Origin of the sequence: Herbidospora yilanensis, from assembly GCF_001570565.1 — a bacterium.
Lineage (GTDB): Bacteria > Actinomycetota > Actinomycetes > Streptosporangiales > Streptosporangiaceae > Herbidospora > Herbidospora yilanensis.
Genome location: NZ_BBXE01000019.1, coordinates 103,373 through 127,217, shown reverse-complemented (window position 1 = coordinate 127,217; position 23,845 = coordinate 103,373). Strand labels below are relative to the sequence as shown.

Genomic DNA, 23,845 nt, shown 5'->3' with positions numbered 1-23,845 from the left:
GCCAACGGGAGCGGTGCGCCCACAGGGGAGGGGGCCCGCCGGTGACTGGGGAGGGGCACATGAGAATCGGGCGGCCCGCGTCCACCCTCGCCGCCGGCGTTCTCGCCGTGGCCATCGGCGCCGCCTTCCCCTTGGTCGTGGCCGAGGCGGCCCGCGCCGCCGACTGCGACCGGGGCGGCCTGCTGCCAGGGGTGACCGACACGCTGTGCAAGGTCGTCGACGGCGCGACCGACATCGTCGACGGCGTGACCAAGGGCGGCCTCCAAGACGTCACCGACACGGTCGACAAGGTCGTCGGCGGGGTGACCGGCAGCGACTCCTCGACCTCGTCGCCCGCTCCCGGCCAGACCCAGGACTCCGGCAAGCCGGAGAAGGACAATAAGACGGGGTCGTCGACCGGCGTCGAGGCCGGGGTGACCGACGGCGGTTCGGTGGACGTCTGCGGGCTCACCTGCGGCCACAGCCCGGTGCCCACACTCGACGCCGAGCCGGTGCGGGTGAAGCCGACCGAGTCGGCCGGGCCGGCCCCGACCGGCCGGCGCGGGAACCGCAGGGAGCGGCGGCCGGAGCCCCGCCCCCAGTTCGTCACCACGGGCGAGTCGATCACCGCCTCGCCCGAGCCCACGCCCCCGCCGGTCGCCGAACCCGAGCCGGTCAGCGTCGACGAGGTCGCCCCGCCGCTGCTGTGGCCCGGCCAGCTCATCCCCGAGCTCATGAGCGACACCCGGAAGGTCCCGCCGGTGCGACCGAGGCAGGCCTACGACCCCGTCGCGACCGGGCTGACGACGCTGCTGCTGGTGTCGGCGGTGCTGGCCGCGCGGGTCGCCTGGCTCAAGCGGGCCAGGAAGGAAGAGCTGGAGGCGATGTGCCCGGAGTCGCTGCCGCTCTCCGGGCTCCCGCCGGCGTCGCGACGGCGTCAGCGCATCGCTTAGGCGCCGATGGCGTGCACACCGCCGTCGACGTGGACGATCTCGCCCGTCGTGGCCGGGAACCAGTCGCTCAGCAGGGCGACGCACGCCTTGGCGGCCGGCACCGTGTCGGCCAGATCCCAGCCCAGCGGGGCCTTGGCGGGCCAGGAGTCCTCGAACTCCTTGAAGCCGGGGATGCTCTTGGCGGCCATCGTGCGCAGCGGACCGGCCGCCACCAGGTTGGCCCTGATGCCGTGCTTGCCCAGGTCGCGCGCGAGGTAGCGGTTGGTCGCCTCAAGGCCGGCCTTGGCCACGCCCATCCAGTCGTAGACCGGCCACGCCTTGGACGCGTCGAAGTCGAGGCCGACGACCGAGCTGCCCTGCTTCATCAGCGGCAGGCAGGCCATCGACAGCGACTTGTAGGAGAAGGTGGAGATCTGGAAGGCGGTGGCGACGTCTTCCCACGAGGTGTTGAGGAAGTTGCCGCCCAGGGCGGTCTGCGGCGCGAACCCGATGGAGTGCACGACCCCGTCGAGCCCGCCGAGGTGTTCGCCGACCCGCTCGGCCAGGCTGTCGAGGTGTTCGGTGTTGCTGACGTCGAGCTCCAGCACCGGCGGCGGCTCGGGCAGCCGCTTGGCGATGCGCTCGACCAGGCTCAGGCGGCCGAACCCGGTGAGGACGATCTGGGCGCCCTCCTCCTGGGCCAGCTTGGCCACGCTGAAGGCGATCGAGGCGTCGGTCAGGACGCCGGTGACGAGGATGCGCTTGCCTTCGAGGATTCCCATGGTCAGTGCCCCATTCCCAGGCCGCCGTCGACGGGGATCACGGCCCCGGTGACGTAGGAGGCGTCTTCACTCGCGAGGAAGCGGACGACGCGCGCGACCTCGCCCGCCTTGGCCTGACGGCCGAGGGGGATCTGCTTCTGGATCGCGGCCTGCTGCTCCTCGGTGAGCACGGCCGTCATGTCGGTCTCGACGAAACCGGGGGCCACGATGTTGACGGTGATGTTCCGCGAGCCGAGCTCGCGGGCCAGCGACCGGCCGAAGCCGACCAGGCCGGCCTTGGAGGCGGCGTAGTTGGCCTGCCCGGCGGAGCCGAGGAGGCCGACCACGGACGAGACGAGGATGATGCGGCCGCGCTTGAGGCGCAACATCGGCCGGACGGCGCGCTTGGCGACCCGGTAGGCCCCGGTCAGGTTGGTGTCGATGACGTCGGTGAAGGTCTCTTCCTTCATCATCGCCAGCAGGGTGTCTTTGGTGATGCCGGCGTTGGCCACGACGACCTCGACCGGGCCGTGCTCGGCCTCGGCCTTCTCGAAGGCGGCGTCGACCGACTCCTGGCTGGTGACGTCGCAGGTGACGCCGAAGAGCCCGTCGGGGGCCTGGCCGGATCGGTGCGTGACGGCGACGAGGTCTCCGGCCGCCGAGAGTTCCCGGGCGATCGCGAGGCCGATGCCGCGGTTGCCGCCGGTGACGAGTACAGAACGAGGCATGTACCCGACGTTACTAGTTACTCCTGGGTAGCCTCTTGTCCGCCGGAGACAAGATCGCGGCTGCGCCGTGGTGGGGTTACTCCAGATCATCTCGCCGAAGATTCGCGGGGCCGCGGACTAGGATCCCCTCCATGCGTCAGATCGATCCCGACTTCCTCGCCCTGCCGCTGCGGCGGCTGGCCGACGCCGCCCTCCAGCGGGCCCGCGAGCTGGGCGCCGAGTTCGCCGCGTTCCGCCTGGAACGGGTGCGCGCCGAGACGCTCCGCCTGTTCGACGCGCGCCTCGAAGGCTCCAGCGACGCCGACGACCTCGGTTTCGCCGTACGGGTGGTCAAGAACGGCACCTGGGGTTTCGCCGGCGGCATCACCCTCACGCCGGAGGCCGCAGCCGACGTGGCGGCGCAGGCCGTCCAGGTGGCCGAGGTGAGCGCCCCCCTCAACCGGGAGCCCGTCGAACTGGCCGCCGAGCCGGTGCACGAGGGCGTCTGGGTGTCCCTCTACGACGTCGACCCCTTCGACGTGCCGTTGCGCGACAAGGTCGCACTGCTGGGCGACTGGTCCTCCGGGCTGCTGGCCAAGGGGGTCGACCACGTGTCGGCCTCGTTGATGCAGGTCAAGGAGCAGAAGTTCTACGCCGACTCGGCCGGCACCGTCACCACCCAGCAGCGGGTCCGCGTCCATCCCTCGCTGACGGCCATGAAGTCCGAGGGCGCCGCCTTCGACGACATGCGCACCCTCGCGCCCCCGGTGGGCCGGGGCTACGAATACCTGACCGGCACCGGCTGGGACTTCCCCGCCGAGCTGGCCGAGCTCCCCGACCTGCTGGCCGAGAAGCTGGCCGCCCCCTCGGTCAAGGCGGGCGCCTACGACCTGGTGATCGACCCCTCGAACCTGTGGCTGACCATCCACGAGTCGATCGGCCACGCCACCGAGCTCGACCGGGCGCTGGGCTACGAGGCGGCGTACGCGGGCACCTCGTTCGCCACCTTCGACCAGCTCGGCGAGCTCACCTACGGCTCCCCGATCATGAACGTGACCGGCGACCGGACCGCCGACCACGGCCTGGCCACCGTCGGCTGGGACGACGAGGGCGTGCGGGGCCAGCGGTTCGACATCGTGCGCGACGGCACGCTGGTCGGCTACCAGCTCGACCGGCGGATGGCCCTGCTGAAGGGCCTGGGCCGCTCCAACGGCTGCGCCTTCGCCGACTCCCCCGGCCACCCCCCGATCCAGCGCATGGCCAACGTCTCGCTCCAGCCCGCCGAGGGCGGCCCGTCGGCCGAAGAACTGATCGCGGGCGTCGACGACGGCATCTACGTCCTGGGCGACAAGAGCTGGTCGATCGACATGCAGCGCTACAACTTCCAGTTCACCGGCCAGCGCTTCTACAAGATCGAGAACGGCCGGCTCGCGGGCCAGCTCCGCGACGTCGCCTACCAGGCCACCACCACCGACTTCTGGCGTTCGATGGACGCCGTCGGCGGCCCGCAGACCTACGTGCTCGGCGGCGCGTTCAACTGCGGCAAGGGCCAGCCCGGTCAGGTGGCCCCGGTCAGCCACGGCTGCCCGGCCGCCCGGTTCCGCGGTGTGAAGATCCTCAACACGGTGCAGGAGGGCGGCAAGTGACCCCGCAGGAAGTAGTCGAGCGCGCGCTGGCGCTGCCCGGCGCCGACGACCGCGTCGTCATCGTCGACGAGGACACCACCGCGAACCTGCGGTTCGCCGGCAACACCCTGACCACCAACGGCGTCGCCCGGGGCTCGCGGCTGACCGTCGTCTCCGTCAACGGCAGCGGCACCGGCGTCGTCTCCCGGGCGGCCGTCACGCCCGGCCAGATCGCCGACGTCGTGGCCGCGGCCGACCGGGCGGCGCGCGACGCGCAGCCGTCCGAAGACGCCCGCCCGCTGGTGGCCGGAGAGGCCGCCGCCGACTGGGACCGCCCGGCCGAGGAGACCTCGATCGCGGTCTTCCGCGACCTGGCCCCGGCGCTCGGCGAGGCGTTCGCGGCGGCCGAGGCCGGGGGCCGCCGGCTCTACGGCTTCGCCGAGCACCTGGTCAACTCGGTCTTCGTGGGCACCACCACGGGCCTGCGCCGCCGCCACGACCAGCCGACCGGCCGCCTGGAGCTGAACGCCAAGTCGCCCGACATGAGCCGCTCGGCGTGGGTCGGCGCGGCCACCCGCGACTTCACCGACGTCGACGTCCACGCCCTCGACGCGACGCTGGCCCAGCGCCTCGAATGGGCCAAGCGCAAGGTCGACCTGGCCCCCGGCCGCTACGAGACGCTGCTGCCCCCGGGCGCGGTGGCCGACCTGATGATCTATCTGTACTGGTCGGCGGGCGCCCGCGACGCCTTCGACGGCCGCACCGTCTTCGCCAAGCCGGGCGGCGGCACCCGCGTCGGCGAAGAACTGGCCAAGCTGCCGATCGACCTCTACAGCGACCCGGGCCGGGCCGGGGTGGAGTGCGGCGGCTTCACGGTGGCCCACGCGTCGAGCCGGGAGTCGTCGGTCTTCGACAACGGCTTCACCCTGGGCCCGACGAAGTGGATCGCCGACGGCAAGCTGGCCAACCTCATCCAGACCCGCCACTCGGCCGAGATCACCGGCCTCGCCGAGACCCCCGCGATCGACAACCTGATCATGGAGGGCCCGGCCGGCGGGAAGTCGCTGGAGGAGATGATCGCGGCCACCGAGCGCGGCCTGCTGCTCACATGCCTGTGGTACATCCGCGAGGTCGACCCGCAGACGCTGCTGCTCACCGGCCTGACCCGCGACGGCGTCTACCTGGTCGAGAACGGCGAGGTCACGGGCGAGGTGAACAACTTCCGCTTCAACGAGTCGCCGGTCGACCTGCTCGGCCGGATCACCGAGGTCGGCGCGGCGTCGCAGACCCTGCCGCGCGAGTGGAACGACTACTTCACCCGCACGATCATGCCGCCGCTGCGGGTGCCCGACTTCAACATGTCGACCGTGAGCCAGGCCAACTGATGATCTGACAAGGGTGTCAAGGGGCGGCCCCGTGTTGCACGGGGCCGCCTCTTCTGCTATTCGGAGTCTTCCAGGCGGAAACCGACCTTCATGCCCACCTGGAAGTGGGCGACCTCGCCGTCCTGGATGTGGCCGCGGACCTCCGTCACCTCGAACCAGTCGAGATGGCGCAGCGTCTGCGACGCCCGCCTGATCCCGTTGCGAATCGCCTGGTCGACGGACTCTCCCGACGTTCCCACGATCTCGGTCACCCGGTAGGTGCGGTCAGACATGGTGCCTCCCTGTCGTCGCGAAACGATCATATGCCCCGGGCGTAGGGTTGCATCGTGAAGCTGTTTCAACGGCGGAAGACGACCGTTCACCAGGTGACCGACGCGCAGCCGTCCCTGTCGGCCGACATCCGCAAACGCGAGATCAGCTATGTGATCAAGATGTCGATCCGCGTCGTGTGCCTCATCCTGGCCGTGGCGTGGCCCGGTGCGCCGCTGTGGCTGCGGGGGCTCTTCATCGCCGGCGCGGTGCTTTTGCCGTACCTTGCCGTGATCGGTGCCAACGAGCGGGGAAAGGACCTTCCCCCACTTCAGGACATGGATGAAGCTAACCAAAACGAGATACCACGGCATCGACGCGAGATCGGGTCGTGACTAAGTCTTGACGCATCCTAAGGGTGGTAGGTGTACAGTTTAGCCAAGCGCTCTGGTCCCCCGTCGGAGCGCTGGTGCCGGCGTTCCGGGCCCCCGTCGGAACGCCGATGAAGCGACGCCGGGTGGTTTGCCCCCGTAACCACCCGGCGTCGCCCTATCTCCAGACCTTTTCTGTCGCCTTTACTCGCGGCCTCGTCTGACCCTCTCGCGGAAAAAGATCTGCGCATCTCCCCCACCTCGGCCGGCGGTCGGCTCGCGAGGACCGGGTGCCGGCCGCGGATGCGCCGCAGGCTGCCGTGGGCGCAGCGGCCGATGGCCTCGCCGCGGGTGATGGTCCGCTCCTCCTCGACGGTGAACCCGGCGGCGCCGCGATGGGGTACGTGTTCGGCGTGGCAGCCGTCGGTCGCGGCATTCGACGCCGGCGGGAGCGGCTACTCGCAGGACCCCGGCGCGCCGTCGCACTCGTCATCGTCGCGCCGGTGGCCGCGGCGGGCGTCGCGGTCGAAGATGCCCATGATCTCGCACGGCCCGCCCTCGGCGCCGATCGCGTGCGGCATCATCGTGGGGAACTCCGCGGCCTGGTTGGTCTCGATCCTGAACCGCCGGTGGCCGAGCAGGAGAATCGCGATGCCCGAGAGCACGACGAGCCATTCGCGGCCGGGGTGGGCGCGCATCCGGGCCGGGTTGTCCGGCGGCGGTTCGGTCATCCGCTGACGCACGACGCTCATGCCGGGATCACCCTTGATCGGCCAGCGCATCAGGCCGTGCGCGCCGTCGATCATCGGGCTGATGACGACGTCGTCGGCGGCGTTCTCCACGAGCTGGTCGAGTGTGGTGTCGAGGGCGCGGGCGAGGACGACGAGCTGGTCGAGGGCGAGGCGGCGCTGACCGTTCTCGATGCGGCTCAGTGACGACTGGCTGAGGTTGGCGCGGGTGGCCAGTTCCTCCAGTGACCAGCCCTGCGCGACGCGCAGGGCGCGGATGCGTTTGCGTACGAGGCCGTCCAGCTGCCCATCTTCTTGCGTCATGAGCAACATTGTATGCCTTTGCTGCAATGCGGCCCTAACGTCGAACACGGATGGTCCACGTCGCCATCTCACCGGCCGAGCCGGCACACACTTCTCGGAAGGAAACCATGAGTACCCGTCAGCCTCAGCTTCGGGCGATCCTGATCGCCGTCTCGATGGCGTTGATGGCCGTCATCGCGTCCGTGTCCGGCCTGAGCGTCGCCCAGACCCACATGGCCGTCGAGTGGGGCGCCTCGCAGACCACCGTTCTGTGGATCATCAATGTCTACACCCTGGTCCTGGCCGCGCTGCTGCTGCCGTTCGGTGCGATCGGCGACCGGCTGGGCCGCAAGCCCATGCTGATCACCGGACTGGTCGTCTTCGGCGTGGCCGCCGTCGTCGCGGGGTTCGCTCCGTCGGCCGCCGTGATGATCGGCGCGCGGGTGGCGGCGGGGGTCGGCGCTGCGATGATCATGCCGATCACGCTGGCCGTCATCACCGCCACCTTCCCCGAGGAGGAACGGGGCAAGGCGATCGGCGTGTGGACCGGCGTCGCCGGCGGTGGCGGCATCCTGGGCATGTTCCTCTCCGCGCTCCTCGTGGACGTCGCGGACTGGCGGTGGTTGTTCCTGCTGCCCGTGGCCCTGGTCGTCATCGCGCTGGCGATGACGCTGAAGTCGGTGCCCGACTCCCGCGAGCGCTCCGCCCACGCCTTCGACACCGTCGGTGCGCTGGTCTCCGCCATCGCCGTGATCGGGCTCATCTTCGTCCTGCAGGAGGGCCCCGAACGTGGGTGGACCGACCCGATCACCCTGATCGCCCTGGCCGTCGGCGTCGTCGCCGCCATCGCCTTCGTCGCCTGGGAGCTGCGCCGCCGCGACGCGTCCCTGCTGGACGTGCGGCTCTTCCGTGAGCGCGGCCTGGCCGGCGGCTCGATCACCCTGCTCGTCGTCTTCGGCGTTCAGGCCGGTGTCGCCGTCGTCCTCTTCCCGTTCTTCCAGGCCGTCCTGGGCTGGTCCGGCCTGCTGTCGACCGTGGCGATGATGCCCATGGCCGTCATGATGATGACGGCCTCCGGCCTGGCCCCGAAGATGGCGGCGAAGATCGGCGCCCGCTCCACCATGGCCGTCGGCGTCGCCCTGGCCACCCTCGGCCTCGCGCTGATGGCGCTGTTCGTGTCGGTCGACGGCGGCTACCCGTCCATCCTGGCCGGCATGGTCGCCATGGGCGCCGGCATGGGCCTGTCGATGACACCCTCCACCGAGGCCATCACCAGCGGCCTGCCCCGCGCCAAGCAGGGCGTCGCCTCCGCGCTCAACGACGTCACCCGCGAGTTCGGCACCGCCCTGGGCGTCGCCATGCTCGGCGCGCTGCTCGCGAACGGCTACCGCGGCGCCATCGGCGACAGGCTCGACGGCATCCCCGCGGCGGCCGCCGACACGGCCCGCGAAGGCATCGCCAACGCCATCGAGGCCGCCCCCGGGACCGGCGGCCATGCCCAGGACCTGGTCCACGCCGCGCAGCAGTCCTTCGTCGACGGCTGGCAGCGGTCCATGTGGGTCGGCGCCGCCGTCATGGGCGTCCTGCTCCTCTACGTCGCCCTGCGCGGCCCGAGGAACACCGAACCGCTCAGGCCCGGCGAGGACGCCGAAGCCCGCCTTCGAGTCTCCTAGTCTCGGCTCCATTCGGCCGCCTTGGCCGAGAGGACCGCCACCGCGTCGGGCGGCGCGGTTCCGGCGCCCTGGGCCAGCCCGAGGAGGTAGGCCGTCAGCGGCGCGGCCGGGCGGGCGACCCCGTGGGCCACGTCGCGGGTCAGGTCGAGCACCAGATCGCGGTCGACGACGGCCGGGTCGATGCCGAGTTCGCGGCAGACCAGGGCGGTCCATTCCTCCAGCACGTTCACGGGCGGCCTCCAGACCGTGGAAAACAGGACGGGCCCAGCCGGTCAGCCGCCGATCGCGCTCATCGGGCGGGCCGGCTGGAGGAACTGGGGGTCGTCGATGCCGTGGCCGGGCTTCTTGCGGGCGACCGAGGCGGTCCAGCGGGCGGCGAGGTCGGCGTCGGAGGCGCCTTCGCGCATCGCCGTGCGGAGGTCGGACTCCTCGGTGGCGAACAGGCAGTTGCGGATCTGGCCGTCGGCGGTCAGGCGGACGCGGTCGCAGGCGCCGCAGAACGGGCGGGTGACCGAGCCGATCACGCCGACCGTCGCGGGGCCGCCGTCGACGCGGAACAGTTCGGCGGGGGCGCTGCCGCGCTCCTTCGGGTCGGCGTCTTCGAGCGTGAACTCGGCTCCGAGCACGTCCAGGATCTCGTCGGCGGTGATCATGTTCTCGCGGCTCCAGCCGTGCTGGGCGTCGAGGGGCATCTGCTCGATGAACCTGAGCTGGTAGCCGCGGTCGAGGCAGTAGCGCAGCAGGCCGGCCGCCTCGTGGTCGTTGACGTCGCGCATCAGGACGGCGTTGACCTTCACCGGGCGCAGGCCCGCGGCGTCGGCGGCGGCCAGGCCGTCGAGGACGTCGGGCAGGCGGTCGCGGTGGGCGAGTTTCCTGAAGGTCTCGCGGTCGATCGTGTCGAGCGACACGTTCACCCGGTGGAGGCCCGCCTCGGCGAGCGGGGCGGCCAGCTTCGCCAGGCCGATGCCGTTGGTCGTCAGGGAGATCTCGGCGCCGAGGCCGGAGGTGCGGCTCACGATGTCGACCAGTTCACGGCGCAGCAGCGGCTCGCCGCCGGTGTAGCGGACCTCGGTGACGCCCAGGTCGCGCACCCCGACGGTGACCAGGCGGACGATCTCGTCGGCGGTCAGCAGGTCGGGTTTGGGCAGCCAGTCGAGACCTTCCGGCGGCATGCAGTAGCTGCACCGGAGGTTGCACCGATCGGTCAGCGACACCCGCAGGTCCGTCGCGACACGCCCGAACGAGTCGACCAGCACGTAACCATCTCCATTCTGTATGCCAGTTTAGAGCAGGTACAACCGCGCCCGATCAGCGGGGATTCCTCCAGAGGAAAACCATTGGGAACGCTCAACCCCGGTTCGGCACACTGGTCGCACTGAACAGGAGATCATCATGCCGAAGGAAGTCGCCCACAACCTGCTGTCCTGGGCCAGCGAGATCGACCCCGGAACGATCGAGCAGGCGGCCCGGACCGCGCGCCTGCGTTTCGTGTCCGGGCACGTCGCGCTCATGCCCGACGCGCACATCGGGATCGGCGCGACCGTCGGCTCGGTCATCCCCACCGAGGGCGCGATCATCCCCGCCGCCGTCGGGGTCGACATCGGGTGCGGGATGATCGCGACCGAGACCGACCTGACCGCCGCCGACCTGCCGGAGCACCTCGACGCGCTGATGCCGCTGGTCGAGCGGCGCATCCCGGCCGGAGTGGGCCGGGGCCACGACGACCGGGCGATCGACCGGGCGCTGGAGGCGATCGGGCGGCCGTACACGGAACTGACCCCGAAGCAGGACAGGACGGTGGCGACGCAGTTCGGCACCCTCGGGTCGGGCAACCACTTCGTGGAGGTCTGCCTCGACGAGCGCGACCGCGTGTGGACGGTGCTCCACTCCGGTTCGCGCGGGATCGGGAACCAGCTCGCCACCCGCCACATCGCCGACGCGAAGAAGGCGATGAAGCAGGCGGCGATCGGGCTGGAAGATCCCGACCTGGCCTACTTCGTCCAGGGGACGCCCGAGTTCGCCGCCTACATCGACGACATGACGTGGTCGCAGGCCTACGCGATGGCCTCGCGGGCGCGGATGGACGCGGTGTTGTCGAACGCGCTGTTCTCGGTGGTCGGGAAGGGCCGCCGGGTCCGGACGATCAACTGCCACCACAACTTCACCCAGAAGGAGACGCACCACGGCAAGTCGCTGTGGATCACCCGTAAGGGCGCGATCAAGGCCGACACCGGCGACGAGGGCGTCATCCCGGGTTCGATGGGGACGCGGTCCTACATCGTGCGCGGGAAGGGCAACGCCGACTCCTACAACTCGTGCTCGCACGGCGCGGGGCGGCGGATGTCGCGCGGCCAGGCCAAGCGGACGCTCACCGCGTCGTCGCTGAAGAAGGCGATGGAGGGGCGGACGTGGAACGCCGACCGGGCCTCGGCCCTGGTCGACGAGCACCCGGAGGCCTACAAGCCGATCGACCGGGTCATGGCCGACCAGACCGACCTGGTGACCGTGCAGCACACGCTGCGCCAGGTGTTCAACTACAAGGGCTGACCGGTTCCGCGGGCCAGCAGGAGCACGACGGCCAGTGCGGCGACCGCGACGGCGCTCTGGAACGGCGCGGCGGGATGGCGCACCAGCCGGGGCGCCAGTGCCAGCGTGGCGGCGAGCAGCGCCGCGGGCCACCAGAGCACGGCGACGGCGGCGACCAGGAAGACCGGGGTGAGCAGCAGGGTCCGGCGGCGGCCGAGCCGCTGGGGCAGGCCGTGCACCCCCGTCTCCAGGTCGCCGTCGATGTCGGGGAGCACGTTGGCCAGGTGGGCGCCGATCCCGAGCAGCGCCCCGGCGGTCACCGACCACCAGGCGGGCCACGGCTGACCGGGCAGCCCGAGCGACACGAACGCCGGGAACTGCCCGAACCCGATCGCGTAGGGCGCCCACGAGAAGACCGTGGCCTTCAGCCCGAGGTTGTACGCCCACGCCGCGGCCACCCCCAGCAGATGGAACCCGCCCGCGAGCAGCCCGTTGGCCAGCGACAGCGGCACGCACGCCAGCAGGGCGACCGCGGCGGCCGACCACAGGGGCCGCACCGACACGAGCCCGGAGACCGCCGGTTTCCCGGTCCGGCCCAGCGCCCGGTCGCGGCCCGCGTCCACGGCGTCGTTCGACCAGCCCACCGACAACTGCCCGGCCAGCACGGCGGCCAGCACGAGCAGGCACCCGGCGAGGTCCCGCCCCGATCCGGCGGCCAGCGCGGTCACGAGGGCGGTGACCGCCAGCGTCGGCCCGGGGTGGCAGGCGAGCGCTAATCCCAGGAGCACAGAGGTTGGGGTTCCCAGCGGGACGCACATGAACCCGTGAGGGGTGGGCAGAGATCGGAAGGGGATGGATTTCTGCCGATCTGGGAGTGCGATGTCACGTATCGCCGCAGTTCATGGCGTCCTGCCGCCGAACCGCTACGCGCAGGCCGAGATCACCGATGCGATCGCCCGGCTGGGCTTCCTCGACGCCACCGAACGCCGCGTTCTCGAACGACTGCACCGGCACGCCCGAGTCGAGTTCCGGCATCTCGTACTGCCCCTCGACGACTACGTGAAACTCGACGGCTTCGGCGCGGCCAACGACGTGTTCGTCGCGGCGGCGGTCGACCTGGGCTCCCAGGCCGTCGCGGCGGCCCTCGACGCGGCCGGCCTGACCCCCCGCGACGTCGACATGATCCTCTTCACCACGGTGACCGGCATCGCGGCGCCGTCGATCGAGGCCCGCATCGCCTCCCGGCTGGGCATGCGGCCCGACGTGAAGCGCCTGCCGCTGTTCGGCCTGGGCTGCGTGGGCGGCGCGGCCGGGATCGCCCGCGTGCACGACTACCTGTCGGCGAAGTCCGGCCAGGTCGCGGTGCTGCTGTCGGTGGAGTTCTGCTCCCTCACCATCCAGCGCGACGACCGCTCGATCGCCAACCTGGTCGCGGGCGGCCTGTTCGGCGACGGCGTGACCGCCGTGGTGGCCACCACGTCCGAGGGCCCCGGGCCCCGCGTGGTCGACTCGCGCTCCCACCTCTATCCCGACTCCGACCAGGTCATGGGCTGGGACATCACCAACGGCGGCTTCCGGGTGGTCCTGGACGCCAGCGTCCCGGCCGTGGTCCGCACCTACCTGCCCGGCGACGTCGACGACTTCCTGGCCGACCACGGGCTGACCAGGAAGGACGTCACGGCCTGGGTCTGCCACCCCGGCGGGCCGAGGGTCCTGGAGGCGGTCGTCGAGGCGCTGGACCTGCCGCCCGGCGCGCTCGAAGTGACGTGGCGGTCGCTGGCCGAGGTCGGCAACCTGTCGTCGTCGTCGGTGCTGCGCGTGCTGGCCGACACGATGGCGCTCGATCCCCCCAGGGGCACCCCCGGCCTCATGATCGCGATGGGCCCGGGGTTCTGCTCGGAACTCGTCCTGCTGGAGTGGTGATGGGCTGGTACGCCGTGCTGGTCGCCCTCGTCGGGGCCGAGCGCCTGGCCGAACTCGTCGTCGCCAAGCGCAACCTCCGCTGGAGCCTGGCCCGGGGCGGGATCGTGGCCGGTCAGGGCCACTATCCCTTCATGGTGGTGCTGCACACCGGGCTGCTGGCGGGCTGCCTGATCGAGGTGTACGCCGCCGACCGACCCTTCGTGCCCGCCCTCGGCTGGACGATGCTGGCGCTGGTGGCGGCCTCCCAGGCGCTGCGCTGGTGGTGCATCAGGACGCTGGGGCACCAGTGGAACACCCAGGTCGTGGTGGTGCCGGGGCTGAAGGCGGTCACGGGCGGCCCCTACCGCGTCCTGCGCCACCCCAACTACGTCGCGGTGGCCGTCGAGGGCCTGGCACTGCCCCTCGTGCACTCCGCCTGGGTCACGGCGCTGGTCTTCACGGTGCTGAACGCGGGGCTGATGGTGGTCCGCATCCGGTGTGAGGAGGCCGCGCTGGCCCGGCTGGAAACCGCGTGATCGACTTATTGATCGCGGGCGGCGGGCCCGCCGGGCTGGCGACGGCCTGCCACGCCGCGCTGGCCGGGATGGAGGCCGTCGTCGTCGAACCCCGGGCGGCCCCGGTCGACAAGGCGTGCGGAGAGGGCCTGATGCCCACGGGGGCCGAGGCGCTGCGGTCGCTGGGGGTGCGGCCGGAGGGGTGGCCGCTGCGCGGCATCGCCTACCTCGACGCCGGCGGCTCGGTGACCGCGCCGTTCCCGCGCGGGTCGTCCGGGCTCGGCGTCCGGCGCACGATCCTGCACGAGGCCCTGGCCAAGCGGGCCGCCGAACTCGGGGTGCGCGTGGTCGCCGGGCGGGTCGAGCGGTTCCGGCAGCGGCCCGGCGACGTCGAGGCCGACGGGTTCGGCCGGGCCCGCTGGCTGGTCGCGGCCGACGGGCTGCACTCCCCCTTACGCGCCGCCCTGGGGCTGACCCTCCCGCCCCGGCGGGCACGCCGCCACGGTCTGCGCCGCCATTTCGCGGTCGCCCCGTGGAACTCCCACGTCGAGGTGCACTGGTCGCCGGGCGCGGAGGCCTATGTGACGCCCGTGGGGGCCGATCTGGTGGGGGTGGCGGTGCTGAGCTCGCGGCGTGTCCCCTACGAGGAGCACCTGGCGGCCTTCCCCGCGCTGCGCGACCGGCTCGGCCCCGCGTGTTCGCCGGTCAGGGGGGCCGGGCCGCTGCGGCAGGGAGCCAGGGCGCGGGTGGCCGGGCGGGTGCTGCTGGTCGGCGACGCCGCCGGATACGTCGACGCGCTCACCGGGGAGGGGATCTCGCTGGCGGCGCGCTCGGCCGAGGCGCTGGTCGCGGCCCTGCGGACCGGCGATCCCGGTGCGTACGAGCGCGCCTGGAGGCGGTTGTCGCGGCGGCACCGGGCGCTCACGGAGGCGCTGGTGGCCGTGCGGGGCAACCGGGTGGCCGGCGACCTCATCGCGCCGGCCGCGCGGCGGCTCCCATGGGCCTTCCGCGCGGCCGTCGCACTCCTGGCCTAGCGGCGGTCAGACCCGGCCTCGTAGGGGCGCCGTCGGGGGGGCTATCGCCGGGAAGTGTCTCCGCGGCGGTGCAGACGTGCCGGACCGAGGTGCGCCGATGGTCATCGGCTCGGCTGATAGAACGGTTGTCATGATGATTACGACCTCGCGTGACGGCACCACGCTGGCCTACGACCGGGTCGGCGAGGGGCCGCCGGTGATCGTCGTGCTGGGGGTCTTCAACGAGCGCGCCACCGGCCTGCCGCTGGCCGAGGCGCTGGCCGGCCACTTCACGGTCTTCGTCTACGACCGGCGGGGGCGCGGCGGCAGCGGCGAGGTGGCGCTGCCCTACCGGATCGCCGACGAGGTCGACGACCTGAAGGCCATGATCGAGGTCGCGGGCGGCGAGGCGGCCGTGTTCGGCTACTCCTCGGGCGGGCTGCTGGCGCTGAACGCGCTGCTCGACGGGGCCCGCATCACCCGGCTGGCCCTCTACGAGCCGCCCTACCAGAACGAGAACCCCTCGCCCGCCGACCACGCCGGCCACCTGACCGAGCTGGTCTCCCATGGGCGGCGCGAGGAGGCGGTCGAATACTTCCAGCTCAAGATCATCGGCATGCCGCCCCACATGGTGGAGCAGGCCAGGAACGCCCCCTTCTGGCGGCGCCTGGAGGCGCTGGCGCCCTCGTCCGTCTACGACGCCCTGCTCGTGACCGACCGGGAGCTGCCCGGACGGCTCGCCGGCCTGCGCCCGCCGCCCACGCTGGTCCTCGACGGCGCGGCCAGCCCCGACCGGCTGCGCGGCATGGTGGCGGCCCTGGGCACGGCGATCGACGGGGCCCACGTGGTGGCCCTCGACGGCCAGACCCACACGATCGACCCGGAGGTCACCGGGCCGATCGTGCGCGCGTTCCTCGCGGGCTGACGGCGGTCACTTCGAGCGGGCCTTGGCCGACGCCCTCCGGTTCGCCTTCTTGATCGCCTCGACCAGCTCGGGCTTGCTCATGGAGGACCTGCCCGGCACCTCCAGGCGCTTGGCCACGTCGTAGAGGTGCTGCTTGGAGGCGTTGGCGTCGACGCCCTCGGCGGTCTTGCCGGGCTTGGGGGTGCTCTTCTCGGCCTGCCGGTCGGAGGGGCCCTTCTGGGCCTTGGGCTCCCAGTGGTCGCCGACCTTCTCGAAACCGTGCTTCAGGGCCGCGTTGGCGGTCCGGTGGGCCCGTTCGCCCTCGCCGTACTGTTCGACGGCCGAGTCGTGGGCCTTGAGCCAGGTCCGCTGGGCCTTCTTCGGGGAGCGCTTCAACGTGTCGGGGAGTTCCTGGCGTGCGGGCATGGTGTCTGCCTCTCCTCCGTGTTTCCTTCAGGGCCCGGCCGTGGCGGCACGACCGGGCCGGCGAAGAGCGTCAGTCGGTGGTCAGCGCCGCCATGAGGTCGCCGACCGACGTTTCCGGAAGGGCCTTGGCGACATCGGCCAGGGCGACCATCCCCACCAGGGTGTGACCGTCGATCACGGGCAGGCGGCGGACCTTGCCTTCGCCCATCGTGCGCAGGATCTCCTGGGCGTCGTCGTCGGCGCCGATCGTCACCACCTCCTTGCCCCCCAGCTCACCGGCCAGGCATGACTTGGGGTCGCGGCCCTGGGCGATCACCTTCACCACGATGTCGCGGTCGGTGATCATGCCCTTGAGGCGGTTGTCCTCGCCGCAGATCGGCAGGGAGCCGACGTCGAGGCGCTGCATCTTCTCGGCGGCGTCGGCGATGGTCTGGTCGGAGTTCACGCACTCCGCGTTCGGAGTCATGATCTCGCGGGCGGTTGTCATCGTTTCTCCTTCCGACAAGGGTCCGCCTGCCCCGCATCGGCCGCGCCACGCCCCCGGTCAGGCCAAAAGTTCGTCGAGGTCGAGCCGGAGGGCGAGCTGGTCGCCCAGTTCGCGCAGCAGGCCGGCCTCGGCCAGGGAGAGCGGAGGCCGTGCGCCGCCGCGGCGCGCGAGCGTCACCGTGCCCATCGGGCGGCGGGCGGCGAGCCGCACGCAGACCAGGGAGCCGACCCCCAGCCGCGCGGCCACCCTGACCCCGTCGGCGTCCTCTCCCAGGACGCCGAGATCGTCGAGCGGGCTCTCCAGCGCCAGGCGCCCGCTCTCCAGGACCCGGCGCGGCAGGGCGAGCGGCCGGTGGTCGTCGGCCGAGACGCCCTCACCGGCCACGACCGCCGACGGGCGCCACGCGCCGGTCTCGTCCACCAGGTCGACGTACACCCAGTCGGCCAGGGCCTCCCGCAGCGCGCCGGCCGCCTGGCCGAGGGAGAACCCGGGCGAGAGCAGCAGCCGGGCGAAGGAGCACAACACGTCCTCGCGCGCGGGCTGGATCTCGGGCCCGGACGGCGTCACCGGTTCCGGCGGCGGCACGATCGCGGTGCCGATCAGCAGGTGGGGCCGCTCGCCCGGCAGGTCGAGCGGGGCGATGGCGAGCGTGACGTCGACCGGGGGCAGCCGCCGCCGCGCCAGCCGCATCCGGACCGTCCGGGCCTCGCCGGTCCGGCCCGCCGCCGCCAGCGCCGACCGCAGGGCGGCCCGGAAGCGCAGGTCGGCGAAGACCGGGAAGGGCCGTCCGGCCGCGTACGACCGGGTCACGTCGAGCAGGGCGAGCGCGGCGGCGTTGGCCCGCCGGATCACCCCGTCGTCGCCGGTCACGATCAGGGTGGGGAACGGCGAGCCGGTGAAGGCGGCGCGCAGCAGGAGGCGTTCGGGCTCGGCCGGGCTCTTCTCGACGGCCACCTGGTCGGCCCAGGAGAGCAGTTCCTCCTGGCGGACCTTGAGCTCCTCGGCGGCCACGTCGAGCTCCAGCAGGGCGGCCTCGACCCACTCGTCGTGGCCGAGGCGGTCGGTCACGTACGCCCGCGACTCCCGCAGGTACGCCAGGCGATTCTGGAACTCGATGAACTCGCTCTCGAACGCGTCGGCCGCCGAATCGCTCATCTCACCTCATCTCCATCGCCTGATCGACACTGGTGACACCATGCCCCCACGGGTGCCCGCGCAGAAGGTCAGGCGGGGGCGAGGCGGTTGCTCCTGGCCCGGAACTCCGCGGCCTTGCGCCGGTGGGAGCCGCGGTCACAGTCGAGCCCGGGCCCGGCGAACGTGTGCATGCGCGCCAGCCGCTCGTGCAGTTCGGCCACGTCGGCGCAGTTGGCGGCGGCGCGCTCCCGCATGGTCCGCACCTCCTCCCGCATGATGGCGCTCAGCTCCGCCGCCCGCCGCATGGCCGGATGGACCGCGGAATCGGCGGCCGGCACGCCCGCGTCGAGCGGCCGGCGCAGCCGGGACTCCGTGCCGGGCCGGGCGCCGCGGACCACCGGCAGATGCCGGGTGGCCGCTTCGGCCACGGCCTCGCCGCCCGTGGCGGGCGTGCTCTCCGCCGGAGCCCGGGACAGCAGCCCGAGCAGGCGGGCGGCCGGACCGCCGCCGGTCGTGCGCAGGGTCGCCCCGTCGAGCTCCACCAGCGCCGTGAAGCGGAGCAGGACCCGGGCCCCCTCCAGGTCGCAGAAGCCCACCGCGCCCAGGTCGAGGGTCACCCGCTCGAACCGCCGGAACAGCAGGCACGCCAGAGAGCTCTCCAGCCACTCTGTCCAGGTCCAGTCGAGGTCGCCGGACAGGGCGAGGCCGAGTTCGGCCTGGTCGTCGTGGACGACGGCGAGCGAGAGGATCATTCGGGGTCCCTACCCTATTTTGCGGACTTATGTGCATATGCCGAGATAGCGGGCAGGGGAACCCCGTGGACAGCCGTCAGGGAAGAGACCTCGTGGTCGTCGCCGCGTCGGCCGGCGGCGTCGACCCGCTGCGGGCCCTGGTGGCCCGTCTCCCCCCGGGCCTGCCGGCGGCGGTCCTGGTCGTCCTGCACGTGGCCGCGTCGGGGTCGAGCGTGCTGGCGGGCATCCTCGACCGCGCCGGGCCGCTGAAGGCGGCGCCCGCCGAGGACGGGCTGCCGCTCGTGCCCGGGGAGATCCGGGTGGCGGTGGCCGACCACCATCTGCTCGTGCACGACGACCGCCAGCGGGTGAGCCGGGGACCTCGGTACAACGGCTACCGCCCGGCCGCCGACCTGCTCTTCATGAGCGCCGCCGTCGCCGCCGGCCCGAGGGTCGCCGGGGTGGTGCTCAGCGGCACCCTCGACGACGGGGCGCGCGGTTGTGAGCTGGTGGAACGGCACGGCGGTGTGGTGGCCGTACAGGACCCGGAGGAGTGCGCCTTCCCCGGCATGCCGTCGGCGGCGCTGCGGGCGAGCGGCCGGGGCCAGGTCCTGCCGGCCCGGCGGCTGCCCGAATGGATCGTGGAGCAGACCCGGTCGCCGGTGATCGCGGAGGAGGTCGCGCCCGACGGCGAACTGCTGCGCGACCTGGCCCGCTATCTGACCCCCCGGCTGCCCACCACCCCTCCCGAGGGCGAGTTGTCCGGCTTCACCTGCCCCGACTGCAGCGGCCCGCTGTACACCCGGCCCGGCGACCCGGACCCCCGCTACGACTGCCGGGTGGGCCACTCGTGGTCGATGGACACCATGATCGCCGGGCAGGCCGAGGCCGTCGAACGTGCCCTGTGGGTGGCCGTGCTGCGCCTGGAGGAGCGCGGACGGCTGCTCCAGCGCATGCTCCACTCCGCGGAGCAGCGGGGGCACCGGCTGTCCTTCTCTCGGCTCGCCGACGAGGCCGAGCAGACGCGCGAGGCGCTGGAGACCATCAGGGTGATGCAGTCGCGGCTCAGTACCGAGGACGACGCCACCCGGGCATAGGGTCGAGGTGTGATCCCGGCTGACGAACGTGACTTCGACGACCTCCTGGCGATGCTGAAGGAGACCAGGGGCTTCGACTTCACCGGCTACAAGCGCACCACCCTGATGCGCCGCATCGCCCGGCGGCTGGAATCCCTCAAACTCCGCGACCACAGCGAATACCGCGACTATCTGGAGCTGGAGCCCGCGGAGTTCGACCGGCTGTTCGACAGCCTGCTGATCAACGTGACCAGCTTCTTCCGCGACCCGGCCGCCTGGCAGGTGCTCCGCGAGCGGGTCGTGCCCGCCATCGTCGCCGGCAAGCGGGCGGGCCAGGGCATCCGCGTCTGGAGCGCCGGCTGCGCCACCGGCGAGGAGGCCTACAGCCTCGCGATGGTCCTCGCCGAGGAGCTCGGCGTCGAGGAGTTCAGGAAACGCGTCAAGATCTACGCCACCGACCTCGACGAACAGGCGCTCCAGGTGGCCCGCGGCGCGACCTACACCGACCGCCAGATGGCCGAGGTCCCCCCGGAACTCCGCGACGCCTACTTCGAGTCGTCGGAGGGTCTCCACGCCTTCCGCCGCGACCTGCGCCGCCAGGTGATCTTCGGCCGCAACGACCTGACGCGCGACGCCCCGATCTCCCGGGTCGACCTGCTGCTGGCCCGCAACACCCTGATGTACTTCAACACCGAGACGCAGCTCAACATCGTCCGGCGGTTCCACTTCGCGCTGACCAACCCCGGCTACCTGTTCCTCGGCAAGGCCGAGATGTTGCTCAACCACAACGACAGGTTCGAACCCCTCGACCTGCGCATGCGGCTGTTCAAGAAGACCGGGACCGGGTCCTCCGGGGCCCGGCCCGCCTGGTCGTCCGCGCTGCCCTCCCCCACGACGATCGGCGAGCTGGAGAGCGCCGCGCTGGCGTCGGGCCCGGTCGCCCAGCTCGGCCTCGACACCCACGGAAGGCTCGCCCTGGTCAACAGCCGAGCCGAGACGCTGTTCGGTCTCAACGCGCGTGACATCGGCCGTCCCTTCCAGGACCTGGAGGTCTCCTACCGGCCGGTCGAACTGCGCTCGGTGATCGAGCAGGCCCAGACCGACCTGCGCACCGTCGAGCTCCAGCAGGTGAGCTGGCAACGATCGGGTCATTCCGAGACCGGCGTGTACGACATCTCGGTGGTCCCCCTGCAGAACGGCGACGGCGGCCTCGTCGGCGTCGCCGTCAACTTCTCCGACGTCACCCGCTACCGCCGCCTGCGCGACGAGCTCGAACAGGCCGGCCGGGAGCTCGAGCACGCCTATGAGGAGCTCCAGTCGCTCAACGAGGAGCTGGAGACCACCAATGAGGAACTCCAGTCCACGAACGAGGAACTGGAGACCACCAACGAGGAGCTCCAGTCGACCAACGAGGAACTGGAGACCATGAACGAGGAGCTCCAGTCGACCAACGACGAGCTCCAGCAGATCAACGACGCCCTCAACGCCCGCGGCGACGAGCTCGACAAGGCCAACGCGTTCGTCTCGGCGATGGTCCGCAGCCTCGGCGACGCCGTCGCCGTCGTCGACACCGAGTTGCGTGTCCTGATCTGGAGCCCCGGCGCCGAGGAGCTGTGGGGCGTGCGCGCCGACGAGGCCACCGGGCGTCCGCTGACCGGCCTGGACATCGGCCTCCCCCTCGACGCCCTCGCCGCCCACCTGCGGGCCATGATCGGCGACGCGGAAACCCGCGACTGGCCCGACGGCATGGCCGTCGACGCCGTCAACCGGCGGGGCCGCACCACCCGGCTGAGCATCGAGTTCTCCCGCATGCTCGCCGAAGACGGCCAGACCGCCGGGGTCATCGTGCTGATGGACGTGCTCGACCTCCGTTAGGCGATCAGCGGCCTGGGCAGGGTCGCAGCATGCCTGAGGAACCGAACCAGACACCACCCGGTCAGACGCAGCGCTATCCCGGGAGCAGCGGCGACATGGCGCCCGAGCCCCGCGACGAGATGCGCGACTACGCCGGGCGCGACCTGCTCAAGGACCGCAAGGCCCTGATCACCGGAGGCGACTCGGGAATCGGCAGGGCCGTGGCGGTCGCCTTCGCCAAGGAGGGGGCCGACGTCGCCGTCGCCTACCTGAGCGAGCACGAGGACGCCGAGCACACCCGCGGCCTGGTCGAACGGGAGGGCCGCCGCTGCGTGCTGCTGCCGGGCGACCTCGGCAGGGCCGACCACTGCGAGGAGGTGGTCGAGCAGGCCGTCAAGGAACTGGGCGGGCTCGACCTGCTGGTCAACAACGTCGCCTACCAGCAGCCGGTCGACTCGCTCGACGAACTCGACGACGACCAGTGGAACCACACCTTCGCGGTGAACATCCACAGCTACTTCCGGGTCACCAAGGCGGCCCTGCGGCACATGGGCGACGGCGCGTCGATCATCAACACCTCGTCGATCAACGGCCTGCGCGGCAACAAGACCCTGATCGACTACGCCGCGACCAAGGGCGCGATCAACGCCTTCACCATGTCGATGGCGCAGAACCTGGTCGACAAGGGCATCCGCGTCAACGCGGTCGCCCCCGGGCCGGTCTGGACCCCGCTGATCCCGGCCACCTTCCCCGAGGAGAAGGTGGCGAAGTTCGGCGAGCAGGCCCCGATGAAGCGGGCCGCCGACCCCGACGAGATCGCGCCGTCCTACGTGTTCTTCGCCTCGGGACGCCTGTCGTCCTACTACACCGGCGAGGTGCTGGCCCCGATCGGCGGCGAGACCCTTCCGGGCTGACGCCCGGGAGGGACGAGTGGTCCTGGACGGGTCACGGGGAGGCGCAAGTGTAACCGCTCACCGTGGCGGTGTCACCGGTGGGCCGGGTGACCTGGAAGCCGAACGTGGTGCTGCCGTTCGGGCCGAGGCCGCCGTTGTAGTTCAGGTTGCGGGCCGTGACGGTCTGGCCCGAGACGGTGAGCGTGGCGTTCCACGAACCCGAGAGCGTGTGCCCGGCCGGGAGCGTGAACGTCACCCGCCAGCCGCTCAGGGCCGAGGTGCCCGTGTTGGCGACCGTCACGGGCTGCACGACGTAGCCGTTGCCCCACTGGCTCTGCACGGTCCCGGCCGCCGAGCACGGCCCGCCGGGCTGCGGGCTCGGCGACGGCGAGGGAGACGGCGAGGGGCTGGGCGAGGGAGACGGAGACGGGCTGGGCGACGGGTTCACGCCCGCCGGGGGGACCCGGATGATGCGGTCGTCGGCGGCGACCGGGGTGCCCCGGCCGTCGCGGTTGCTGGTGCCGATCCACAACCAGCCGTCCGGGCCGACGGCGACGGCGCGGAGGCGGCCGTACTGGCCCTGGAACTGGGCGGTGGCGCCGGCCGAGCCGCCCGAGCCGGTCAGCGACACCGCCCACAGGCGGGTGCCGCGCAGGGCCGCCGCGAACAGGGTGTTGTTGGCGTAGGCGAGGCCGCTCGGGGAGGCCTCGGCGGTCGTCCAGGTGACGATCGGGTCGCGGAACGAGGGGTTGTTACAGGTGCCCTCACACGTCGGCCAGCCGTAGTTGGCGCCCGCCACGATCTGGTTGATCTCGTCGGTGGTGTTCTGGCCGAACTCGGTGGCGTACATGCGGCCCTGGCCGTCCCAGGCCAGGCCCTGGACGTTGCGGTGGCCCAGGCTGTAGACCCGCGAACCGGCGATGGGGTTGCTCGACGGGATGCTCCCGTCGGGGTTCATGCGGAGGATCTTCCCGGCGGGCGAGCTCACGTTCTGGGCGTTCGACGTGGTCCCGGCGTCGCCGGTGGCCAGGTAGAGCATGCCGTCGGGGCCGAAGGCGATGCGCCCGCCGTCGTGGACGGTCGCGCGCGGGATGCCCGACAGCAGCACGTTCTGGGTCGAGGGCGCGCTCAGGCGGAAGCGGGCCAGGCGGTTGTCGGAGGCGGTGGTGAAGTAGACGTAGACCCACTGGTCCTGGGCGTAGGTCGGGGAGACGGCGATGCCGAGCAGGCCGCTCTCGCCCGAGGCGGACACGCCGCTGACGGTCGCCACGGCGACCGGGGTCTGGCCGGGCCGCACCTGCATGACGCGGCCGGTGTTGCGTTCGGTGACCAGGGCGCTCCCGTCGGGGAGGAAGGCGAACCCCCACGGGACCTGGAGCCCGGTGACCGACACCTGGGCCCGGTCGAAGTCGAAGCCGCCGACCACGGCGGCCCGGGCCGGGAGGGCGACCATGACTCCGAGGAGCAGGACCGCCGCGGCGATGACGTGCCTAACGTGTCTGGACATTGCGGAACCATACGAGGCCTCCGTGACCCTGCCAACGATCACCGGCGGGGCCGCCCGCTGACCTGCGCGCCCCGAAGAAAGTTTCACTGGTCAACCGCAATGTTTCGCCCCCGGAGACGGGGAAGCCCGGGCCTCCGTGGAGGGGAGGCCCGGGCTCGTTGAGG

At 72.0% G+C, this 23,845-nt stretch carries 25 protein-coding genes; 13 read left to right on the top strand and 12 right to left on the bottom strand.

The window, feature by feature from the left end:
* Positions 1 to 59: 59 nt before the first annotated feature.
* The gene (locus AW273_RS13290; protein ID WP_062348596.1) at positions 60 to 932 is read left to right on the top strand and encodes a hypothetical protein; all 873 of its coding nucleotides are present in this window, start codon (positions 60 to 62) and stop codon (positions 930 to 932) included.
* Here AW273_RS13290 and fabI read toward each other — a convergent pair.
* A complete protein-coding gene (fabI, locus tag AW273_RS13285) occupies positions 929 to 1,693 on the bottom strand; it encodes an enoyl-ACP reductase FabI (protein ID WP_062340315.1) in 765 nt (254 codons plus the stop codon). The two genes, AW273_RS13290 and fabI, sit on opposite strands and share 4 nt — an antisense overlap.
* A 2-nt stretch (positions 1,694 to 1,695) precedes the next feature.
* Positions 1,696 to 2,400, bottom strand: coding sequence for a beta-ketoacyl-ACP reductase (gene fabG, locus AW273_RS13280; protein WP_062348595.1), 705 nt, complete (start codon positions 2,398 to 2,400; stop codon positions 1,696 to 1,698).
* Between the two features lie 131 nt (positions 2,401 to 2,531).
* Here fabG and AW273_RS13275 point away from each other — a divergent pair, with 131 nt between their 5' ends.
* Both AW273_RS13275 and AW273_RS13270 read left to right on the top strand, forming a co-directional pair.
* On the top strand, positions 2,532 to 4,025 hold the full coding sequence (locus tag AW273_RS13275; protein ID WP_062348594.1) for a TldD/PmbA family protein: 1,494 nt from the start codon (positions 2,532 to 2,534) through the stop codon (positions 4,023 to 4,025).
* Positions 4,022 to 5,389: a metallopeptidase TldD-related protein gene (locus AW273_RS13270; protein ID WP_062348593.1), complete on the top strand. Its 1,368-nt coding sequence runs from the start codon at positions 4,022 to 4,024 to the stop codon at positions 5,387 to 5,389. Before AW273_RS13275 ends, AW273_RS13270 begins: the two co-directional genes overlap by 4 nt.
* A gap of 56 nt (positions 5,390 to 5,445) precedes the next feature.
* Here the strand turns inward: AW273_RS13270 and AW273_RS13265 are convergent, their stop codons facing one another.
* Positions 5,446 to 5,661, bottom strand: coding sequence for a dodecin (locus tag AW273_RS13265; RefSeq protein WP_030452318.1), 216 nt, complete (start codon positions 5,659 to 5,661; stop codon positions 5,446 to 5,448).
* Between the two features lie 54 nt (positions 5,662 to 5,715).
* On the opposite strand from AW273_RS13265, the gene AW273_RS13260 reads away from it, so the two are divergent.
* Positions 5,716 to 6,033: a DUF3099 domain-containing protein gene (locus AW273_RS13260; protein WP_062348592.1), complete on the top strand. Its 318-nt coding sequence runs from the start codon at positions 5,716 to 5,718 to the stop codon at positions 6,031 to 6,033.
* A gap of 431 nt (positions 6,034 to 6,464) precedes the next feature.
* Here AW273_RS13260 and AW273_RS13255 read toward each other — a convergent pair whose 3' ends face one another.
* Positions 6,465 to 7,061, bottom strand: a complete 597-nt coding sequence (locus AW273_RS13255; RefSeq protein ID WP_062348737.1) for an XRE family transcriptional regulator — start codon at positions 7,059 to 7,061, stop codon at positions 6,465 to 6,467.
* 107 nt (positions 7,062 to 7,168) lie between these two features.
* Here AW273_RS13255 and AW273_RS13250 point away from each other — a divergent pair, with 107 nt between their 5' ends.
* Positions 7,169 to 8,713 (top strand): MFS transporter, encoded by a 1,545-nt coding sequence (locus AW273_RS13250; protein ID WP_157555763.1) that lies wholly within the window; start codon positions 7,169 to 7,171, stop codon positions 8,711 to 8,713.
* On the opposite strand, the gene AW273_RS13245 is transcribed toward AW273_RS13250, so the two are convergent.
* Both AW273_RS13245 and moaA read right to left on the bottom strand, forming a co-directional pair.
* Positions 8,710 to 8,943 (bottom strand): DUF6457 domain-containing protein, encoded by a 234-nt coding sequence (locus AW273_RS13245; protein WP_062348590.1) that lies wholly within the window; start codon positions 8,941 to 8,943, stop codon positions 8,710 to 8,712. The genes AW273_RS13250 and AW273_RS13245 overlap by 4 nt on opposite strands.
* Positions 8,944 to 8,985: 42 nt before the next feature.
* A complete protein-coding gene (moaA, locus tag AW273_RS13240) occupies positions 8,986 to 9,969 on the bottom strand; it encodes a GTP 3',8-cyclase MoaA (protein WP_062348589.1) in 984 nt (327 codons plus the stop codon).
* A gap of 136 nt (positions 9,970 to 10,105) precedes the next feature.
* Here moaA and AW273_RS13235 point away from each other — a divergent pair, with 136 nt between their 5' ends.
* Positions 10,106 to 11,260 (top strand): RtcB family protein, encoded by a 1,155-nt coding sequence (locus tag AW273_RS13235; RefSeq protein WP_062348588.1) that lies wholly within the window; start codon positions 10,106 to 10,108, stop codon positions 11,258 to 11,260.
* Here AW273_RS13235 and AW273_RS13230 read toward each other — a convergent pair.
* The gene (locus tag AW273_RS13230) at positions 11,248 to 12,027 is read right to left on the bottom strand and encodes a UbiA family prenyltransferase (RefSeq protein ID WP_232327371.1); all 780 of its coding nucleotides are present in this window, start codon (positions 12,025 to 12,027) and stop codon (positions 11,248 to 11,250) included. The genes AW273_RS13235 and AW273_RS13230 overlap by 13 nt on opposite strands.
* A gap of 91 nt (positions 12,028 to 12,118) precedes the next feature.
* Between AW273_RS13230 and AW273_RS13225 the strand changes: the two genes are divergently transcribed.
* The 4 genes from AW273_RS13225 to AW273_RS13210 all read left to right on the top strand — a co-directional run bounded on the left by AW273_RS13225 (position 12,119) and on the right by AW273_RS13210 (position 15,594).
* Entirely contained in the window at positions 12,119 to 13,162 is a 1,044-nt protein-coding gene (locus AW273_RS13225) for a type III polyketide synthase (protein ID WP_062348586.1), read from the top strand.
* Complete coding sequence (locus AW273_RS13220; RefSeq protein WP_062348585.1) at positions 13,162 to 13,677, top strand: isoprenylcysteine carboxyl methyltransferase family protein; 516 nt, start codon at positions 13,162 to 13,164, stop codon at positions 13,675 to 13,677. Before AW273_RS13225 ends, AW273_RS13220 begins: the two co-directional genes overlap by 1 nt.
* Positions 13,674 to 14,690, top strand: coding sequence for an NAD(P)/FAD-dependent oxidoreductase (locus AW273_RS13215; RefSeq protein WP_062348584.1), 1,017 nt, complete (start codon positions 13,674 to 13,676; stop codon positions 14,688 to 14,690). Before AW273_RS13220 ends, AW273_RS13215 begins: the two co-directional genes overlap by 4 nt.
* 130 nt (positions 14,691 to 14,820) lie before the next feature.
* Positions 14,821 to 15,594, top strand: coding sequence for an alpha/beta fold hydrolase (locus tag AW273_RS13210; RefSeq protein WP_062348583.1), 774 nt, complete (start codon positions 14,821 to 14,823; stop codon positions 15,592 to 15,594).
* 6 nt (positions 15,595 to 15,600) lie between these two features.
* Here the strand turns inward: AW273_RS13210 and AW273_RS13205 are convergent, their stop codons facing one another.
* The 4 genes from AW273_RS13205 to AW273_RS13190 form a co-directional block, all read right to left on the bottom strand.
* Positions 15,601 to 15,999, bottom strand: coding sequence for a ChaB family protein (locus tag AW273_RS13205; RefSeq protein WP_062348582.1), 399 nt, complete (start codon positions 15,997 to 15,999; stop codon positions 15,601 to 15,603).
* 70 nt (positions 16,000 to 16,069) lie between these two features.
* Positions 16,070 to 16,486, bottom strand: a complete 417-nt coding sequence (locus tag AW273_RS13200) for a CBS domain-containing protein (RefSeq protein WP_062348581.1) — start codon at positions 16,484 to 16,486, stop codon at positions 16,070 to 16,072.
* Between the two features lie 57 nt (positions 16,487 to 16,543).
* Entirely contained in the window at positions 16,544 to 17,641 is a 1,098-nt protein-coding gene (locus AW273_RS13195; RefSeq protein WP_062348580.1) for a PAS domain-containing protein, read from the bottom strand.
* Between the two features lie 68 nt (positions 17,642 to 17,709).
* Positions 17,710 to 18,372, bottom strand: coding sequence for an STAS domain-containing protein (locus tag AW273_RS13190; protein ID WP_062348579.1), 663 nt, complete (start codon positions 18,370 to 18,372; stop codon positions 17,710 to 17,712).
* 65 nt (positions 18,373 to 18,437) lie between these two features.
* On the opposite strand from AW273_RS13190, the gene AW273_RS13185 reads away from it, so the two are divergent.
* The 3 genes from AW273_RS13185 to AW273_RS13175 are packed head-to-tail and all read left to right on the top strand — an operon-like array spanning position 18,438 to position 22,195.
* Positions 18,438 to 19,448, top strand: coding sequence for a chemotaxis protein CheB (locus AW273_RS13185; RefSeq protein WP_198168132.1), 1,011 nt, complete (start codon positions 18,438 to 18,440; stop codon positions 19,446 to 19,448).
* A 9-nt stretch (positions 19,449 to 19,457) separates the two neighbouring features.
* Positions 19,458 to 21,302, top strand: a complete 1,845-nt coding sequence (locus tag AW273_RS13180; protein ID WP_083949735.1) for a CheR family methyltransferase — start codon at positions 19,458 to 19,460, stop codon at positions 21,300 to 21,302.
* 29 nt (positions 21,303 to 21,331) lie between these two features.
* Positions 21,332 to 22,195 carry an SDR family oxidoreductase gene (locus AW273_RS13175; RefSeq protein WP_062348577.1) on the top strand — a complete coding sequence of 288 codons (864 nt, stop codon included), beginning with the start codon at positions 21,332 to 21,334 and terminating at the stop codon, positions 22,193 to 22,195.
* 31 nt (positions 22,196 to 22,226) lie between these two features.
* On the opposite strand, the gene AW273_RS13170 is transcribed toward AW273_RS13175, so the two are convergent.
* Positions 22,227 to 23,681: a PQQ-dependent sugar dehydrogenase gene (locus AW273_RS13170; RefSeq protein WP_062348576.1), complete on the bottom strand. Its 1,455-nt coding sequence runs from the start codon at positions 23,679 to 23,681 to the stop codon at positions 22,227 to 22,229.
* Positions 23,682 to 23,845 lie beyond the last annotated feature (164 nt).

Bases quoted from the DNA above. Each gene is read 5' to 3' on its own strand.
- AW273_RS13290 (WP_062348596.1), top strand. From the start codon at position 60: ATGAGAATCGGGCGGCCCGCGTCCACCCTCGCCGCCGGCGTTCTCGCC.
- fabI (WP_062340315.1), bottom strand. From the start codon at position 1,693: ATGGGAATCCTCGAAGGCAAGCGCATCCTCGTCACCGGCGTCCTGACC.
- fabG (WP_062348595.1), bottom strand. From the start codon at position 2,400: ATGCCTCGTTCTGTACTCGTCACCGGCGGCAACCGCGGCATCGGCCTC.
- AW273_RS13275 (WP_062348594.1), top strand. From the start codon at position 2,532: ATGCGTCAGATCGATCCCGACTTCCTCGCCCTGCCGCTGCGGCGGCTG.
- AW273_RS13265 (WP_030452318.1), bottom strand. From the start codon at position 5,661: ATGTCTGACCGCACCTACCGGGTGACCGAGATCGTGGGAACGTCGGGA.
- AW273_RS13255 (WP_062348737.1), bottom strand. From the start codon at position 7,061: ATGACGCAAGAAGATGGGCAGCTGGACGGCCTCGTACGCAAACGCATC.
- AW273_RS13250 (WP_157555763.1), top strand. From the start codon at position 7,169: ATGAGTACCCGTCAGCCTCAGCTTCGGGCGATCCTGATCGCCGTCTCG.
- AW273_RS13235 (WP_062348588.1), top strand. From the start codon at position 10,106: ATGCCGAAGGAAGTCGCCCACAACCTGCTGTCCTGGGCCAGCGAGATC.
- AW273_RS13225 (WP_062348586.1), top strand. From the start codon at position 12,119: ATGTCACGTATCGCCGCAGTTCATGGCGTCCTGCCGCCGAACCGCTAC.
- AW273_RS13220 (WP_062348585.1), top strand. From the start codon at position 13,162: ATGGGCTGGTACGCCGTGCTGGTCGCCCTCGTCGGGGCCGAGCGCCTG.
- AW273_RS13210 (WP_062348583.1), top strand. From the start codon at position 14,821: ATGATGATTACGACCTCGCGTGACGGCACCACGCTGGCCTACGACCGG.
- AW273_RS13205 (WP_062348582.1), bottom strand. From the start codon at position 15,999: ATGCCCGCACGCCAGGAACTCCCCGACACGTTGAAGCGCTCCCCGAAG.
- AW273_RS13200 (WP_062348581.1), bottom strand. From the start codon at position 16,486: ATGACAACCGCCCGCGAGATCATGACTCCGAACGCGGAGTGCGTGAAC.
- AW273_RS13195 (WP_062348580.1), bottom strand. From the start codon at position 17,641: ATGAGCGATTCGGCGGCCGACGCGTTCGAGAGCGAGTTCATCGAGTTC.
- AW273_RS13190 (WP_062348579.1), bottom strand. From the start codon at position 18,372: ATGATCCTCTCGCTCGCCGTCGTCCACGACGACCAGGCCGAACTCGGC.
- AW273_RS13175 (WP_062348577.1), top strand. From the start codon at position 21,332: ATGCCTGAGGAACCGAACCAGACACCACCCGGTCAGACGCAGCGCTAT.
- AW273_RS13170 (WP_062348576.1), bottom strand. From the start codon at position 23,681: ATGTCCAGACACGTTAGGCACGTCATCGCCGCGGCGGTCCTGCTCCTC.